This window comes from Fibrobacter sp. UWB7 (assembly GCF_900142945.1).
Lineage (GTDB): Bacteria > Fibrobacterota > Fibrobacteria > Fibrobacterales > Fibrobacteraceae > Fibrobacter.
Map to the genome: position 1 here is coordinate 163,416 of NZ_FRCO01000004.1, position 15,836 is coordinate 179,251.

Annotated in this window: 12 protein-coding genes; 3 read left to right on the top strand and 9 right to left on the bottom strand. The window is 47.7% G+C overall.

Annotation, left to right across the window (positions count from 1 at the left end; genetic code table 11):
• Positions 1–35: 35 nt before the first annotated feature.
• The 7 genes from BUC30_RS12355 to BUC30_RS12385 all read right to left on the bottom strand — a co-directional run bounded on the left by BUC30_RS12355 (position 36) and on the right by BUC30_RS12385 (position 9,717).
• Positions 36–2,339 carry a hypothetical protein gene (locus tag BUC30_RS12355; protein WP_244536629.1) on the bottom strand — a complete coding sequence of 768 codons (2,304 nt, stop codon included), beginning with the start codon at positions 2,337–2,339 and terminating at the stop codon, positions 36–38.
• A gap of 31 nt (positions 2,340–2,370) precedes the next feature.
• Positions 2,371–4,674, bottom strand: a complete 2,304-nt coding sequence (locus tag BUC30_RS12360) for a hypothetical protein (protein WP_073425146.1) — start codon at positions 4,672–4,674, stop codon at positions 2,371–2,373.
• Positions 4,667–5,494: a TIGR02147 family protein gene (locus BUC30_RS12365; protein WP_073425147.1), complete on the bottom strand. Its 828-nt coding sequence runs from the start codon at positions 5,492–5,494 to the stop codon at positions 4,667–4,669. The genes BUC30_RS12360 and BUC30_RS12365 overlap by 8 nt, the downstream gene beginning before the upstream one ends.
• Positions 5,495–5,678: 184 nt before the next feature.
• Positions 5,679–7,040: a hypothetical protein gene (locus tag BUC30_RS12370; RefSeq protein WP_073425148.1), complete on the bottom strand. Its 1,362-nt coding sequence runs from the start codon at positions 7,038–7,040 to the stop codon at positions 5,679–5,681.
• Positions 7,030–7,860 carry a TIGR02147 family protein gene (locus BUC30_RS12375; protein ID WP_073425149.1) on the bottom strand — a complete coding sequence of 277 codons (831 nt, stop codon included), beginning with the start codon at positions 7,858–7,860 and terminating at the stop codon, positions 7,030–7,032. The genes BUC30_RS12370 and BUC30_RS12375 overlap by 11 nt, the downstream gene beginning before the upstream one ends.
• A 282-nt stretch (positions 7,861–8,142) precedes the next feature.
• Entirely contained in the window at positions 8,143–8,757 is a 615-nt protein-coding gene (hisH, locus tag BUC30_RS12380; RefSeq protein WP_073425150.1) for an imidazole glycerol phosphate synthase subunit HisH, read from the bottom strand.
• A gap of 87 nt (positions 8,758–8,844) precedes the next feature.
• A complete protein-coding gene (locus BUC30_RS12385) occupies positions 8,845–9,717 on the bottom strand; it encodes a DUF3078 domain-containing protein (protein WP_244536630.1) in 873 nt (290 codons plus the stop codon).
• A gap of 117 nt (positions 9,718–9,834) precedes the next feature.
• On the opposite strand from BUC30_RS12385, the gene BUC30_RS12390 reads away from it, so the two are divergent.
• Positions 9,835–10,383 (top strand): hypothetical protein, encoded by a 549-nt coding sequence (locus BUC30_RS12390; RefSeq protein ID WP_073425220.1) that lies wholly within the window; start codon positions 9,835–9,837, stop codon positions 10,381–10,383.
• A gap of 73 nt (positions 10,384–10,456) precedes the next feature.
• On the opposite strand, the gene BUC30_RS12395 is transcribed toward BUC30_RS12390, so the two are convergent.
• Positions 10,457–11,161: a fibrobacter succinogenes major paralogous domain-containing protein gene (locus BUC30_RS12395; RefSeq protein WP_073425221.1), complete on the bottom strand. Its 705-nt coding sequence runs from the start codon at positions 11,159–11,161 to the stop codon at positions 10,457–10,459.
• A gap of 128 nt (positions 11,162–11,289) precedes the next feature.
• On the bottom strand, positions 11,290–12,558 hold the full coding sequence (locus BUC30_RS12400; RefSeq protein ID WP_073425151.1) for an argininosuccinate synthase: 1,269 nt from the start codon (positions 12,556–12,558) through the stop codon (positions 11,290–11,292).
• 166 nt (positions 12,559–12,724) lie between these two features.
• Here BUC30_RS12400 and BUC30_RS12405 point away from each other — a divergent pair, with 166 nt between their 5' ends.
• Both BUC30_RS12405 and BUC30_RS12410 read left to right on the top strand, forming a co-directional pair.
• Positions 12,725–13,741: an MlaD family protein gene (locus BUC30_RS12405; RefSeq protein WP_073425152.1), complete on the top strand. Its 1,017-nt coding sequence runs from the start codon at positions 12,725–12,727 to the stop codon at positions 13,739–13,741.
• A complete protein-coding gene (locus tag BUC30_RS12410) occupies positions 13,742–15,835 on the top strand; it encodes an ATP-dependent DNA helicase RecG (RefSeq protein ID WP_073425153.1) in 2,094 nt (697 codons plus the stop codon). It begins immediately after the preceding gene.
• The last annotated feature ends 1 nt before the right edge of the window (position 15,836 follow it).

Genomic DNA, 15,836 nt, shown 5'->3' on the forward strand with positions numbered 1-15,836 from the left:
GAAGACATAAAGGGAATTACTAGCAAGCTGTCTAGTTATTCAGTGACGAAATGTTCTTCTATAGGGCACTTTAAACTGTAATCGTATTCCGCATAAGTCGAATACTTGCCGAGTCCGTGAATATTGATTTTTTTCCGAGTTCCTTTTTCCCCATAAACAACAAAGTTCACAGTCGTCAAATTTTTCGGATTAACGAGTTTGCCATCGTCTGATTTAAATTCGTCCCACGTTAAGCAACTCGTTACCGATTCAGAACTCTTGGGAAGCGTCGCCTTAGGCAACTTGGGCAACTGACTAATATCATGAACACCAGTGCTATTCATCACGACATCGATATCAGCTTCACTAGCATAAGTCACGCAAATGCCGCCCCATAATTTATCCGCATCGCCACTAAGCAAGGTGCCATCATTGTGATCAATTCCGGCAACATAAAAACCGAATCCGGCAAAATAATCATCCTTAAATACGGCAGTTCCGCAAACGCCACCTTCATACAGATTGCGATGGCTCCTACCACATGAATCAGGGAATTCAACTCCACCATCATCAATCAAATTAGCCTTTTCTTCATCAGTCAAAGGCTGAGTAAAACTTGACTTATTCTCATCACTTGTATCTTCAATTGTATACCAATGTCCAGCGTTATCATCCTCAGACCTATTACAACCTGTAAACACCGCTCCAAAGAAAGACCACAGATCCGACAGCAAAGTGCACTGTTCTTCAACATAAAGTTTATGGTGCTTGGTCGTATCGACACTTGAACTGCTACGGATCCATGCCGAAGACGAGCTTTTCGGGGTGATAACAGGCGTTTCAATAGAGCACGCGCCATTAACGGAATACTTCCCTATACCCGCCAAATTAAATCTGAATTTTTCATAATCTACAGTACCCTTTATAGCAAACTGGATTGCACCCACCGCACGCCCCATATTGGGATCATTCGGTGCGATTTCATTCCAGGTAAAGCACCTTTCGACAAGTTCATTGGACTTCGGCAATGCGACCTTAGGAGAATTCTCGTAAGGAACATCTTTTACAACAAAGTTCAGGTAAGCATCCTTTTCGGAAAAATAAGTGACACAAACGCCGCCCCAATCCTGAATATTTTCAAAAACATAATCATCAGTATAGCCTGCAATGTTAAATGAAATACCGCCAACAGCGTAATCAGAGCCATCCAGATTAATATCCATCGTTCCACAAAAACCAGCACACTCCCAAATAACGCTTTCATACATATAAGGGTCATACTCCATCGACGGATACGCAGGGAACTCAATATGAGCATAAGAGTTAGCAGGAGACTCATCAAAAGGCACCAGCATACCCGCGTATTCATCACGGTCATTATAACCCGTTTTCACATGGGTATCGCCCAAGCCCCCTTTCCATAGGCAGGTCAAAGAATCGTCTTCAGGAAACTTTACAAGATTTCCATCATCAGGATGCCTCCAATCATACTTAAAATAGTTCGGATCGTAAGTACTGATTCCCCTAATATTGAAAGTTTTCTTATCGTCATCACCATGGCTTTGAATTACAAACATGATGGACTGAATTTTCTTTGCAGCTTCTTCGCCCGTAAGAACCATACTCACCTTTGAAGAACCGCTATAATCTGTCCAACTGGCTTCAGCGAAACTGCTCCATTTTGCACATACAGTTTCAACATCATCAGTATCGTACATATTACGAAGCGTAGGGGAAGGAGAATCCCCAAGCGTCGTTCTACTTAGAAAGCCTATAGGATATGCATCAAACGGAGTCCTAATGCTATTTGAATCAAACCCATCAACTTGAACCCTTAAATAAATGCTTATCAAATAATCAGATTCGTAAGTGACACAGATACCTCCCCAAGACGTGACATCAGCCGTAGCGCCGTCCTTGGCAAGCGGGATTTCAACACCCGCCCAGGGACCGATCATTAAGTAATCGGGTTCAATCGACCCACAAAGGCCATCGCAATGTTTAAAGACAGAAGCAAGCGGCGTCGACGAATTTTCAAGTTCGACCGGGAAAATAATCTTCGATTCGCCCTGAAGCCCAAACAAGTTATCGCCAAAGGTTCGCCAAAAGCCCGTGCTATCGTCACCCGTATTGACCTTGTAGTCTACAGCAGGGTCCCACAAGTTGTAGCGAGCCGTTTTTACCGCACCACTCGAAGACGACTCAATTACACTATCATCACTCGAAAGAGCTTCTATAGACGAGCAGCTATCGCCCTCCGAAATAGAGTCATCGATACCGCCCGACGGATTGTCATCGGAACAGGCGACAACACCAAGCAGCAAGGCAGAAATCACGCCACCAAAAATTCCCCTAAACATACAACACTCCTTTATTTTGTTTATACTCTATTTAAAGAACAGCTGGTTCCTGGCATTTTAAATAAGATGTGCCATCCAGTTCTTGATACGGGGCAATTCCCAAGATATTGAACGAACTACTGGCATTATTCTTGGCATAATCATAGAATAAAATTGACGATATCTTGGAAGGATCGATAGGTGCCCTTGTTTCGCTGTCAACAAATTCATTCCAAGATTTACATTCAATCTTGGCATAACCATCTGTCTGTGGCAACGTCACGCCCGGCAATTTAGATACGTTTGCAAAATCATTTTGCTCTGCATCATTTATAGCAATATGCAAATCATATTCCGATGCATAAACAACACACATGCCGCCCCAATATTTGAGACTTTTAGCCTGCAACTTGCCATTTTCATCTTTATCAGCAATGTTAAATCCGAAGCCAGCATTCCCTGCGCCTTTATGCGTTACACAAAGTCCCTGACAGCGGTTTAGAACAGGTTGCAACGAATCCTGACCTAACTCGCTATTCACTTGTACAGGATAAGTCTCATTGACTTCGTCGTTGTCCTTGAATGCATACCAATGTCCACCATCACCTGTCGCTGTCGAATACCCCGTTTTCACACTCAAATAACCATCCGGACCATACCAAACTGGACTAAGATTTTTGAAAGAGCACTCATCTTTATACACCTTGCTACTGCTGGAACTGCGCGGAGTTCGGCTCGAAGAACTTATCGGCGTGTAAGAGGTTTTGGGGATAGAGCAAGCCCCATTAGCAGAATATTTTCCAATACCCGCTATATTAAACTGATTTCTATCGCCGTTTTCATAGCTCTTTACAATAAACAGCACCGTACTCACTGCCGTTCCCAGATTCGGGACACTCGGTTGAAAATCATCCCAGGCAACACACTTTTCGATAAGCCCTCCCGATGCAGGGAGAGAGGCTTTCGGAGAATTTTCGTACGGGACATCTTTTACAACAACATTTAAGTAAGCATCCTTTTCGGAATAGTAAGTGATGCAAATGCCACCCCAATCCTTGATATCGGCAAATTTAGGCGTTCCATAGCAAGTGTTTCCTTCACAAGAAGTCAATGTATCTTCAGCAATATTGAACACTACAGCAGATGCGGCATAATCCGCTTTTTCCAAAGTAAACTCCATCGTTCCACAAAAGCCTTTACATTCAACGATAATCGGCTCATACATATAGGGTTCATATTCCATCCCCCTATACGCAGGGAATTCTATTCTAGTATACGCCCCCTCGGGAGAAACATCGAAATCATACAGCATTCCGACAAATTCATCACGGTCATTATAGCCCGTATTGACTATTCCTGATCCATCCAAGCCTTTCCACAGGCAAGTCAAGGAATCGTCGTTTGTAGTAACCAGGCCTAAATCCCGTTCATTCGTACCGCCATCGCGATTCCATTGCGGAAGATTTTCATCGTAAGTACTGATACCTAAGATATTGAATTCTCCCGAGCCATCGGAATTACCCATAAATACAAAGTTGATTGCCTTGACTTCTTTAGCAGCCTCTTCGCCTGAATAGATCTTGCTCAATTTTGCCTTATTGTATTCCGCCCAGCTAGACACCTTAAAGTCGCTCCATTTGGCACAACGCGTAATGGCTTCATCAGAACCAAGCATATTCATAAGCGTTGGAGTATTCGTTAAAGTTTTCGGAAGCGTAATGCCCGGATAAGCTATACCCGGATACACATAATCAATCGTATCTAAACCACCAACATTCACATTGAGATAGACACTCACCGGGTATTCAGAGGCATACGTCACACAGATACCGCCCCACGCAGAAATATCCACCGTCGAATTTTCTTCGGCAAGCGTAAAGCCAAGAGCCACCCAAGGCTTTGATTCCATGCTTTGCAACTCAGCGCTTCCGCATACGCCTCCACAATAATCAATAACAGGATCTAAATTACTTTCAGAATATTCATTGCCCATTTCCACAGGCCAAGTGATGGTTGACCGGCCCCCTTCCGCATCATCGCTAAAGCTGAACCAATATCCCGTATTTTCATTACCGGTATTGATTTTGTAGTCCGTTTTGCCATTCCACACGTCAAACTTAGGAACAGCCACTACACTGCTAGAGGACTGGACTGCAGAAGAACTTTCAACAGCAGAAGAGCCGCCCACAACAGACGAACTGCTACCGTCATAAACAGACGAGCAGCTTTCACCATAGGCAATCGGATTACCATCTTCCGTGACACCCGCCGTATTGTCGTCCGAGCACGCCATAAAGCCGAACGCGAACGCACATGCAGAAACGCATGCCGATATGTTAAGAAGATTCTTAAGCATGATTTTTTCCCTCCTCCCACGTCAGCGGGAACAACTGTAAATTCAACCTGTAGACACGACCGACGCCACGGCCCTTCAAAGCGATTTGAGCGATGCGCTTGCGGCAAGCATCAATTTCTTGCACAATTTGCTCGTAATCCTCGTCCGAAATTCCCATGGTAAGCCCAGAATAATTGCGTTCCGTCGACGAGAATTTTTCAAGAGCTTCATCTGCAAAATGGATCATTTCGTGATGCAAAGAGCGCATCGCCACCGACATAATTTCAGGAGACCCCGTCAGATGTCTATCGACCTGTTCGTAGGCACCCCCGTTTTTCTTCAACAGTCCTGCATCTACCATAAAATTGAGCGACTCGCGGACTTCCCCCGCTGAGGCATCCAAACAACAACGCCTCGCAATTTCACCCGGAGTCGCTCCTGGCATCACCGGTGCTAGCTCTCTCACCACCGGATGAATCCATGTTTCAAAATACTTATACGCATCGCCATCGACAACTTTCACAGCATTGTCTTTCGCAATCTTCAGCATTGATTCAAAAATGACTTTGCGGTCCGCATCCGTTTTGGCATGGCAGCATTCCACCATCAACTTAAAATAGTCTAGCTCGTAACCCACCAAATGCATTGCGGCACCGACTTTTTCTGCACCAACGGATGAAAGGCGCGTTTTGCCTTCACAGACAAGCTTCAAGTAAGTCGGCGACGTAAAACCAGCCGCACGTGCAAATTCACGCCAGGAAAACGATGATACGCGTTTGCGTTCATCGTAATAGTCCTGCACATAGCAGCGATAGTCCTGATAATCCGTAATCGGTTTCATAACAATAAATATACTTTGTTCTTTACAAAAATGCAATAATCTATGATACTTTTTATCTAATTTTAGTCGATTTTAACGATTTTTGTTTAAAATCACAAAAACACAATGTATTTTCATGATACGCAAAAGGCAAAAAAGAAGCCCACTCGAACGAGCGGGCCCAACATGCTAGGAAAAAGCAAACCTAGAAAGAAGTCACTTTCGAGGTATCAATAGAGCAAACGCCTTTGGCATCATACCTGCCAACAGCAATGATATTGAAGTGGATTTGATTAAATACATTTTCACTCGAATGAACTTCAAACTTAATGTCGGTCGCTTTTTCCGCCAACCCTGAGCCAGAGAAATCGTCCCAAGTGACGCATTTCTCAACAGGAGTCGTAGACGCTGCCAGAGTATAATCTTTTTCAAGAGAATCAGAGGCTAGTACCATACGCATATCTTTTTCAGCCATGTAGTACACACAAATTCCACCCCAATCGCTAATATCCGTTGCAGTCACAACAGTATCACCGGAGTCCTCTTTAACAGCCATTTTGATTCCTACCCCCGCATACGCACGGGACGCGCTGCCCATATCCAAAGCGACACTCGCCGAGAGTCCACCTTCGAACAATTCTTCATCAGTCAGCAATTCGATAGAGTTCTTGTAGCTCGGAGCTTCGGCAGACCAATACAACAGAGAAGCGCCACCATCGTTACGGTCATTGTAAGAATACCACAAACCACCTTTTATCTTCGGCGAGCCTTCCCAGACAAAGCTACTAGGATTACTCGAAGTTCCATTCCACAGGCAGGGTTCTTGCTCCACGTTGTCATCTTGTACTTCAGTAGCTTTTACCGTTTCGACAGAGTCCAGATTCTCAACACCATGCTTGTAAGAGCTCACACCCTTGATATTGAAATAGCCCGATTCCTTCGCCTTGCCGATAAACTTAAACACAAGCGACGTCGCTTTCTTAGAAGCTTCAGCACCGGAATCATCCGACGAATTACGCTTGAAATCAGCCCACTTGGCACAGCGGGCAGCAACAGCGCCCTTCTCCGTCTTATCAAAATTGACGGAGAGCATATCGTCCGAAGCATCGGAGCCATTTTTATAGCCCAGCTCGCCTCTCATGGCAAGTTCAGATTCATAAGAGACGCAAACGCCGTCCCATTCAGAAATATCTACCGTCGTATCTTTTTCAGTCAGCGCGATACCCACGCCCGCGCTCGGAGCAGAAGCATCGCCAAGTTCTACAGTTCCGCAAAGACCGCCGCAATGCGAGACCAGCGATTCCATGTTATCCGAAGTAAGTTCATGCCCATCGAGCGTCGGGAAATCGATCTGCGACGAACCGCCTTCATCTTCATCATCCACGCTAAACCAGTAACCGGAGCCACCGTTGATATTGACGCGAGCCATACCGTTTGCGCCATTCCACAAGTCAAAAGCAATAGAATTGCCTTCTTCCGTAATTCCCGCAGTATTTGAGTCCTTGGAGCACGCGACCGCCCCAATCAAAATTGTAAGCACAGACAAGTGAAGTACTTTACTGAGCATTGGACTTATCCTCTTTCCACGTCAATGGAAACAACTGTAAATTCAACCTATAAACCCTTTCGGTCCCGTGACTGTTCAGGGCAATTTGCGCCACTTTTTTACGGCAAACATCGAGTTCCTGCAAAATCTTGTTATAGTCTTCTGCAGAAATCCCCATAGTGAGCCCCGTAAAGTTTCTCTCCGAGGGTGCAAAGCGATTGATGGATTCTTCTGCAAAGTGAGCCATTTCGCGATGCATGTAACGCAGAGCGAGCGACACCGCCGAAGTCAAGCCTTTCAAGTGTTTGTCCGCCTGCTCGTAAGTGTCACCATTCTTTTTCAGGAGCCCAACTCGTACCATAAATTCGAGCGACTCACGGACTTCCGCTGCAGAGACTCCCTGGCAGCAGCGCCTTGCGATATCACTCGGAGTTGCCCCAGGCATGACTGGAGCAAGCTCTCTTACCACCGGATGTACCCAAGATTGAAAATACTTGAATGCATCGCCATCAACAATTTTGACCTTATTGTTTGATGCCAACTCGAGCATCGCTTCGTAAGCGATTTTGCGTTCCTGGTCTGTTTTAGCATGGCAGTAAGTGACCATCGACTTGAAATACTCAAGTTCGAACCCAGCCAGCTCCATTGCCATCCCCACCTTTTCTGCCCCTTGAGGAGAAAGACGGGTTTTGCCTTCACAAACCAGTTTCAGATAAGTCGGAGACGTAAAGCCCGAAGCGCGTGTAAATTCTCGCCACGAAAACGACGAAATTCGCTTGCGCTCGTTGTAAAAGTCCTGCATATAAATGCGGTAGTCTTCGTATTCCGTTACCGACTTCATAAGCGCAAATATATATTATTTTATCATGTAAAACAACATCTCATGATACTACAATGCGTTTTTCAATCAAAAATAAGGAATTTTTCACAAAATTTTACAAATAGCAAATTTCATGATACTAGAAGTTGGTTGTTAGTCATTGGTCATTGGTCATTGGTCATTGGTCATTGGTCATTAGTCATTAGTCATTAGTTATTAGTTATTGGTTTATGGATTGCTTTGGGTAAAAGAAAAAAGGCGGGCAAACGCCCGCACCTTCTATAGTTCACTTTATAAAGCCTACTAAATATTCCAGTCGCAGAAATTCTTAAGCATGGCAAGGCCGACCTCGCCACTCTTTTCCTGATGGAACTGGCTTGCGATTAAGTTATCCTTGCCCAAGAGTCCAGTGAAAGTCTGCGTGCCGTAGGTTGTTTCGGCAAAGGAGTATTCAGCCGGAACTTGCGGGTAGTAGGAATGCACGTAGTAAAAGTCGCAACCACTGCGGATGCCCTTCATAATCGGGTGTTCGCGTGTAAAGTTTACCTGATTCCACCCCATGTGTGGAATCTTGAGGCCCGGTTCATCCTTGAAACGCACAGCACGACCCGGAATGAGACCAAGCGTCTTGACGCCACCGTCTTCTTCGCTTTCTTCGAGGATAATCTGGCAGCCGATGCAGATGCCAAGCACCGGGTTACCCGCTTTGACCACAGCCTTGATGGCTTCGCCAATTCCGGTCTTGGTCAAGGTTTCCATAGCCGAGGCTGCAGCGCCCACGCCCGGGAAAATCAGTCGCGTTGCTTTTGCAATTTCGTCTGGATCGCGGCTCACCTTGGCGTCAGCACCAATAAACTTGAGCGCGTTCATCACCGATGTCAAGTTGCCAGCATTGTAATCCACAACAGTAATAGCCATAAAGACCTCATTAACTTTTACACGTACAAAGATAGAAAAAAGAACCGCCGAAGCGGTTCCCTTAAATAGTTTGGATTTGATTCTAAATTAGAACCAGCGCCAGGTCACACCGACGAGAATCGTGTTCTTGTGCTGAGCATCTTCATCCAAGTCCTTGTCGTATGCGATATCGTAGCCGACCTGGAATTCAAACAGCGGAGAAAGAGACACGGCGAGGAGGTTTTCCCACTTGCCATCGATTTCGTCAAAACCCTTGAAGTTCACGAATGCCCAGAGGCGGCTCTTGAAATTCACGATGTCCGAGAAAGCGTACTTGAATTCCGTGATGCTTTCGAGACCCGGTTCATCCTTGAACTTTTCGAATTTCTTAGTATCGCCATCATCAGCGTAGCCGTAACCGTGAGAAATGGTCATACGGTTTGCAAAGCCAAGACGAGTGGAGAAGTTGTCGTTCGGGAAGTAACCGACACCGGCCATCTGCGTGACGTAAGCCGGATCCATGAAGCAAGAAATAGCCTTCTTGACTTCGTTTCCGTCGTCATCTTCACTATACTCGTAACCCTTAGCAAACTGGCTTTCATAGCGGGCGCCAATATAGGGCTTGACCTGTTCAGAGACATTGAAGTCAAGCATGGTTTCGAGGAAGATCTTATCCGAAGACTTGCGCTTGCCGTAACCGTCTGTCCAGGTGTAACCAAGAGCGAGGTTCACCTTGTTACGCCAGTCCGCAACGTTCCAGTGGTTTTTAAGGTCAGCATCATAGCTGAAGAGCCATGTGTAAGAGGAAGTACCGTCTTCGAACTTCCAGTTGCTGAACTGCATACGGGTGAACTTAACAGCAGCGACCACATCAGCAGTCATGTTTTCGGGAAGCCAAGCTTCGAACATGCCCCCGTCAGCAAAAGCTGTCGATGCAGAAATGAGTGCTGCACAACCGATTGCGAATAATGACTTTTTCATATTACTTCCTTGTTTATGGTCCTTCTTTCCCATAGACCTTATTGTTTGGCTTAAAGATAACATTTTTTTATAGAAAAAACGGAGCGGTTGCAATTTTCGATTGCTATTATTACAAACATGTTACTCAAGCGCCTCGCCATAGTGTCTTTCTTGATTTTTTGCACCGGGTACGCCCTCGCAGACGAAACTGTCAACGTGAACGAGAACAAGCCCGCCATCTCTGAAAAATCGCCTTGGACATTTGAAGTAGGAATTTCAGCGGGGCGCCCCACCCCGATCATGGCAAATGCAGGTATCGGCTACAAGAACATCTTTTTCAGGGCGATGGGCGGAGGAATGCGCTTTGGCGCTGACGACTTTTGGGTCGGGTACCGTGGCGGGCTCGCCTGGGAATTTTTCCGAGAATTGCCATTTACGCTAGACCTCGGAATTGGGAGCGGATACTCTTTTGCAAAGGCGCCCAACAAGTATTTCAAGGCGCTGAACAGGGCGAACAAGGATCGCATGGTGCGCTCTTACAACTACAAGGAAACGCTCGACATTTCCGCAGAAGTGCGCGCCTGCATTTACGGGGTGTTTACGGACCTCGCAATTCCGCTACATTACTTTATGAAGCACGACGAACCGACCGTGCTTTGGCAAATCGGTTATACGTATAGGTTCTGATTAGACGAGAGAATTCTGAGATGTCCGAAATGTCTCTACATTAATTTATCACAAGCAATTATTTATCAATCGTTTAGTCTTTGACGCAACGAACTGAAAAAGCCATGAACTTGGGACGATAGTCCACATCCGCATTGTCATTCCTATTGATCAAGCGCATAGCATACGCATACTCGTCACTCTTCTCTATAGAGATCCAAAAAGTTGCTTCGTTGCCCACATAGGTATAATCACCCCCACCATCCCTGTAGCCGACAGGCAAAGCCGAGAACGCGTAATCATCCGAGCCGTTGCCGCTAGCTTTGGCAAAGTTCCAGCCACTTGTTGATTTAAGCATCTTGCCCGCAACAGAGTCGCCGCCAACAGCAGAGAACAATGTTTCAAACTCCGCTTTTGTCGGCAAGTGCCAGCCATTCGGACAAACACCACGCACCGGGGACATCGCCGAACATTCCGATTTATAGCCGCACCCCTTGCCGTTCGAGCTCCACTCGCCTGCGCTGTCCATCGCCGCAGCCCATGTGTACAGGCGACCGTACTTGGTGCAGTTGGAGGAATCGTCATTGAAACAGAATGATTTTTCCGTTTCAATGTTCAAGTTCTGAGCCATCCACGTCTGTTTTCCGATAACGACAGTCTTATAGGTTTGACCATCGCGGGAGTCCGTCAAAGTCGGTAAAGACTCCTTCCCCGAAGGGCTAGTTACAGAACTATCATCGCCGCAGGCAGCAAGGAAAAGTCCAATCCAAAGAGAAGCACAAAGAACAAATTTTTTCATATTACGAATATAAAAAAGAATTCCCACAAATGTGAGAATTCCTTAAAAGTAATGGATCCTATCGACCCTGCGGGTCGTGAGGATGACATGCGAAGTATTGATGACAGCCAAGACGGCTGTCAAGAAAATTACTTCTTGAGGCTCGGAACGCCACCGAAGTCGACGTTCGTCTTCTTGCCGAGCAAGAGGGCGCGAGTCTTGAGCGGGAGGCCGTAGCAACGGATGAAGCCAGTAGCATCCTTCTGGTCGTACATGTCAACGTCCGTGAATCCACCGAGGCCCATGTCGTACAAGCTGTACGGGCTCTTGATGCCGGCCGGGATGATGTTGCCCTTGTAAAGCTTGAGGGTAACTTCACCCGTCACAACCTTGTTCACTTCATTGAAGAAGGCGTCCATAGCCTGGCGGAGCGGAGTGAACCACTGGCCATTGTAGACAAGGTTTGCGTATGTCATAGACATCTTCTGGGCTTCGAACAAAGTTTCCTTGTCGAGCACGAGCTGCTGCAAGCATTCGTGAGCCTTGTAAAGGAGCGTGCCACCCGGAGTTTCATAAACACCGCGGCTCTTGAGGCCGACGAGGCGGTTTTCAACGATGTCCAAAAGACCGCAAGCGTTCTTGCCACCGATTTCGTTCAAGAATTCGAGAAGTTCAACAGCGCCCATCTTCTTGCCGTTGATAGCGACCGGATTGCCCTTTTCGAAGGAGATCGTCACGTGATCAGCCTTGTTCGGAGCCTTTTCATAGGTGTTGGTGTGCTTGAGGAATTCGTACTTGTGTTCCTGTTCCGGGAATTCCAAGACGCCACCTTCGTGAGAGAGGTGCCAGAGGTTGCCGTCTTCGGAGTAGATCTTCTTCTTGCTGATGCCGTTGAGCGGAATCTTGTGTGCAGCAGCGTAGTCGATAGCGTCTTCGCGGCTGTGGAATGTCCAACGCGGGTCCTTCCACGGAGCGATGACTTCGAGCTTCGGGTTGAGTGCGGCGTAGGTGAGTTCGAAACGGACCTGGTCATTACCCTTACCGGTAGCACCGTGAGCAACAGCGTAAGCGCCTTCCTTTTCGGCGATCTTAACCTGGTACTTAGCGATGAGCGGACGAGCAAAGGACGTACCGAGGAGGTAAGTGCCTTCGTACTTTGCACCGGCGCGAACGGTCGGCCAAACGTATTCTTCAAGGAATTCCTTCTTGAGGTCGAGAACGTAGCACTTGGAAGCACCCGTTGCAAGAGCCTTTTCTTCGAGAGCCTTTGCGTTCGGGAAGTCATTCTGACCGAGGTCGGCTGCGAATGCAATCACTTCGACGTCGTAGGTTTCCTTGAGCCAAGGAATGATGATGGAGGTGTCAAGTCCACCGCTGTAAGCGAGGACGACTTTCTTCTTGGATTCTGTTTTAGCCATTTTTAATGTCCTTATGGAAAATTTTAGACGTTGTAAATATAGAATAGACAAGTGGCGAGAGAACAGAGGAACGAAAAATTTTTATTAAAAAAAGCATCCCCATTTTACTTGCAACAACAACGGCTTCAGCAAAGCATTCAACTCTATTTTTTCTATTTTCGAAAACATGAAACTTTCGGACAGAGCGCTTGGTTATATTTCTTTCATTGTATTTGCCTGCATTTTTGGCGGCATCTCTTTTGGCATGTGGGCGGCGCATCAGAACGTACGCCAAACGGCGATAGTCGATTTTAACGAGCTTGGCTCTTTGCAACCCGAAGATCCCGTGGTATTGCGCGGCTACCGAGTCGGCACTATCGGAAGCGTCACCTGGCTCAAAGACCGCTCCCGCGTCGTCATCCACTTTACCGAACCGCTCAAGCTCCGCGAAGGTACACAATTCAACAACGTGAACTACGCACTCATGGGGCAACGCCGCCTCGAAATCATCCCGTCAAAGACGGGAACCCTCATGCCCGAGAACCACGTGTTCCAAGGACATTTTGAACCGGGCATAGCAGAAACGTTGCGCCTCATCGAAAACGTAAACGAACAACTCGAAGCTGTACAGAAGACGATTCTGCTGCTCGCCCAGGGAGATTCTTCGCACAAGTCCGCTCCGGAAATTTATGAAGAAGCCATGCACTCCATCGAGGACATTTTTGCCCACACCGAAAAGACGGTCGGCACGCTCGGTCCCAAGATGAACAAGCTCTTCAAGCAAATGAATTCTTCGAGCAAGGCGCTGACCAAGACCGCACTCCAAGCAGATACAGCCATCAAGACGGCTACTGCGACAGTGAACGAAAAGCTCTCGCTCGTCGACTCCGTCGTCATCTCGCTTACAGAAAATGCTAAGAAGACAAACGATGTTATCACGAGCATCGAAAACGGAATCGATTCCGAAACACTTTTGCAATCCAAGGAACTTGTAGAAAAGATCAACGACATTATCGCAAGCCTCAACAGTGCCGTGCAAGCCATCGATACGAAGAATCTTGGATTCAAGGATAAATACGGCAAGCCGATTAAGCTGATTACCTGGAAGAACATGAACATCATCGGTGATAACGCCCGCGACAAAGCTCGCAAGCGTTTAGAAGAAGCCAAGGCGCAACAAGAACAAAAGAAAGCAGGCAAGTAAATGGATTTATCGAACCTGCCCGGACTTGGTCCCAAGAGACTTGAAAAGCTGAACAAGTCCGGCTTAAGCACCATAGCCGATCTTTTATACAACATTCCGCGCACCTACCTCGACCAGACCAAGGTTTCAAAGATTGCAGACTTACACGATGGCGATCGCGCGGTCGTGATTGGGATTATCACGCGCGCAGGGATAGTCAAAGGGCGCATGTCGCGCTTTATGGCAGTCCTCACAGATGGTTCCGCCGAGATTTCGCTTTTATTTTTCCGCGGCACAAGGTTCATCGCAAACCGCGTGAAGCCGGGAACGCGTTGGCTTGTTTCAGGGACGGTCGGTTCGTACCGTGGACTGCAATTAGTGCATCCGGACATGCAGCCATTCGACGAAGGCGAAGCGTTTAACGGACAAATTCTCCCCGTCTACCCGATTAGCGAAGTTTGCCGCGAAGCCAAAATGGAACAGCGGTTCTTCCGCAATTTATACAAGACGATTTTCAACTTTCCGGGCCTCACGCTCCCGAACGCTTGCCCGCGCGAGCTCACGGACTATTTGCATTTTGCACCTGTAATGGACAACCTCCGTACGCTCCACATGCCGAAAGATTTTGATTCCATTTACAAGGCGAAGCGCGAGCTCAAGATTTTGGAGCTTTTGCCGTTTTGTCTGCGCATGGTGAAGCGCCGCGAAAATCAAAAGATTCGCGGGCATGAACGCCAGATTGATTTGGGGAACGTGATGGCAGCGAAAGCGCGCCTCCCGTTCCAACTGACCGCAGGTCAGGACGCGGCGCTGAATACAATCATTGACGGTCTCAATGGCAAAAAGCAGTTCCACGCACTGTTGCAAGGCGACGTGGGCTGCGGAAAGACCGTCGTCGCCATGCTCGCCATTATGGCGGTCTGCGGAGCAGGCGAACAATGCGCTTTGATGGTCCCGACTGACATTCTCGCACGCCAGCATTTCAAATCGCTCAAGCCGTTCTTTGATGCGGCTGGCATCCGCGTGCATTTGCTAGTCGGGGCAACACCCGCCGCCGAGAAGAAGGTGATTCTCGGTGAACTCCAGATGGGGCTCTGCAACGTCGTCATCGGAACGCATGCGCTCTTTAGCAAAGATGTTTTCTTTGCAAAACTCGGGCTCGTGATTATCGACGAACAGCACCGTTTCGGCGTAAGCCAGCGCGAAGCGCTGCTCGCCAAAGGCGACTACCCCGACATGCTCGTCATGAGCGCCACTCCGATTCCACGAAGTCTCGCAATGACGCTTTATGGCGATTTAAAAGTCATCAGCATCAAGGAAAAGCCGGCAGGCCGTAAGCCTATCAAGACGCGCCTCGTGAATACAGCAAAGCGCGAATCGATGAAGCAGTTTATTTGCAAGGAAGCCGCCGGCGGAAATCTCTGCTACTGGATTGCAAGCCGCGTGAACGCCGATGGCTCAGACAGCACCGACGAAAGCAACGCCCGCAGTGTCGATGACATCGTGAACGAAATGCGTGCCTTTATCGCCGCCTTCGGCCACACCGATGTGAGCATTGCAAAACTCAAAGTCGCAGGCGTCCACGGTCAAATGGACGATACGCAGAGAGACGAAATCATCAAGCAGTTTGCCGCAGGCGAAATCCAAATTCTCGTTGCTACAACCGTTATCGAAGTCGGCGTGAACGTCCCTGCCGCAAATCTCATGGTCATCGACCAGCCAGACCGATTCGGTCTGGCGCAGCTCCACCAGCTGCGCGGCCGCGTAGGCCGTGGCAATCAAGAAGCTTGGTGCTTCTTGATGACGCCCGAAGGCGAAGCCGCCGAAACAAGCATGGAACGCCTCTCGCAATTCGCCGCTACCGAAGACGGCTTTGAAATTGCAGAACTTGACCTGAAAACCCGCGGCGCCGGAAACCTCGAAGGCAACGAACAGAGCGGAGCCTGGGTATTCCGCTGGTTCGACTGGATTCACGACCAAGAGCTCATTTCGCAAACGCTTGAACGCGCAGAACACATATTAAAAGACGGTTCCGCATTCAACGAAACCGCCAAAGAAAAAATCCAGACCTGGTACAACGAAAAGCCCTCGGCAAACGAGGACGGCGTCCATTAAA

Coding starts and splice junctions, on each gene's coding strand:
- BUC30_RS12405 (WP_073425152.1), top strand. CDS start 12,725: ATGAAACTTTCGGACAGAGCGCTTGGTTATATTTCTTTCATTGTATTT.
- BUC30_RS12365 (WP_073425147.1), bottom strand. CDS start 5,494: ATGAAACCGATTACGGATTATCAGGACTATCGCTGCTATGTGCAGGAC.
- BUC30_RS12400 (WP_073425151.1), bottom strand. CDS start 12,558: ATGGCTAAAACAGAATCCAAGAAGAAAGTCGTCCTCGCTTACAGCGGT.
- BUC30_RS12355 (WP_244536629.1), bottom strand. CDS start 2,339: ATGTTTAGGGGAATTTTTGGTGGCGTGATTTCTGCCTTGCTGCTTGGT.
- BUC30_RS12360 (WP_073425146.1), bottom strand. CDS start 4,674: ATGCTTAAGAATCTTCTTAACATATCGGCATGCGTTTCTGCATGTGCG.
- BUC30_RS12385 (WP_244536630.1), bottom strand. CDS start 9,717: ATGAAAAAGTCATTATTCGCAATCGGTTGTGCAGCACTCATTTCTGCA.
- BUC30_RS12370 (WP_073425148.1), bottom strand. CDS start 7,040: ATGCTCAGTAAAGTACTTCACTTGTCTGTGCTTACAATTTTGATTGGG.
- BUC30_RS12390 (WP_073425220.1), top strand. CDS start 9,835: ATGTTACTCAAGCGCCTCGCCATAGTGTCTTTCTTGATTTTTTGCACC.
- BUC30_RS12410 (WP_073425153.1), top strand. CDS start 13,742: ATGGATTTATCGAACCTGCCCGGACTTGGTCCCAAGAGACTTGAAAAG.
- BUC30_RS12375 (WP_073425149.1), bottom strand. CDS start 7,860: ATGAAGTCGGTAACGGAATACGAAGACTACCGCATTTATATGCAGGAC.
- hisH (WP_073425150.1), bottom strand. CDS start 8,757: ATGGCTATTACTGTTGTGGATTACAATGCTGGCAACTTGACATCGGTG.
- BUC30_RS12395 (WP_073425221.1), bottom strand. CDS start 11,161: ATGAAAAAATTTGTTCTTTGTGCTTCTCTTTGGATTGGACTTTTCCTT.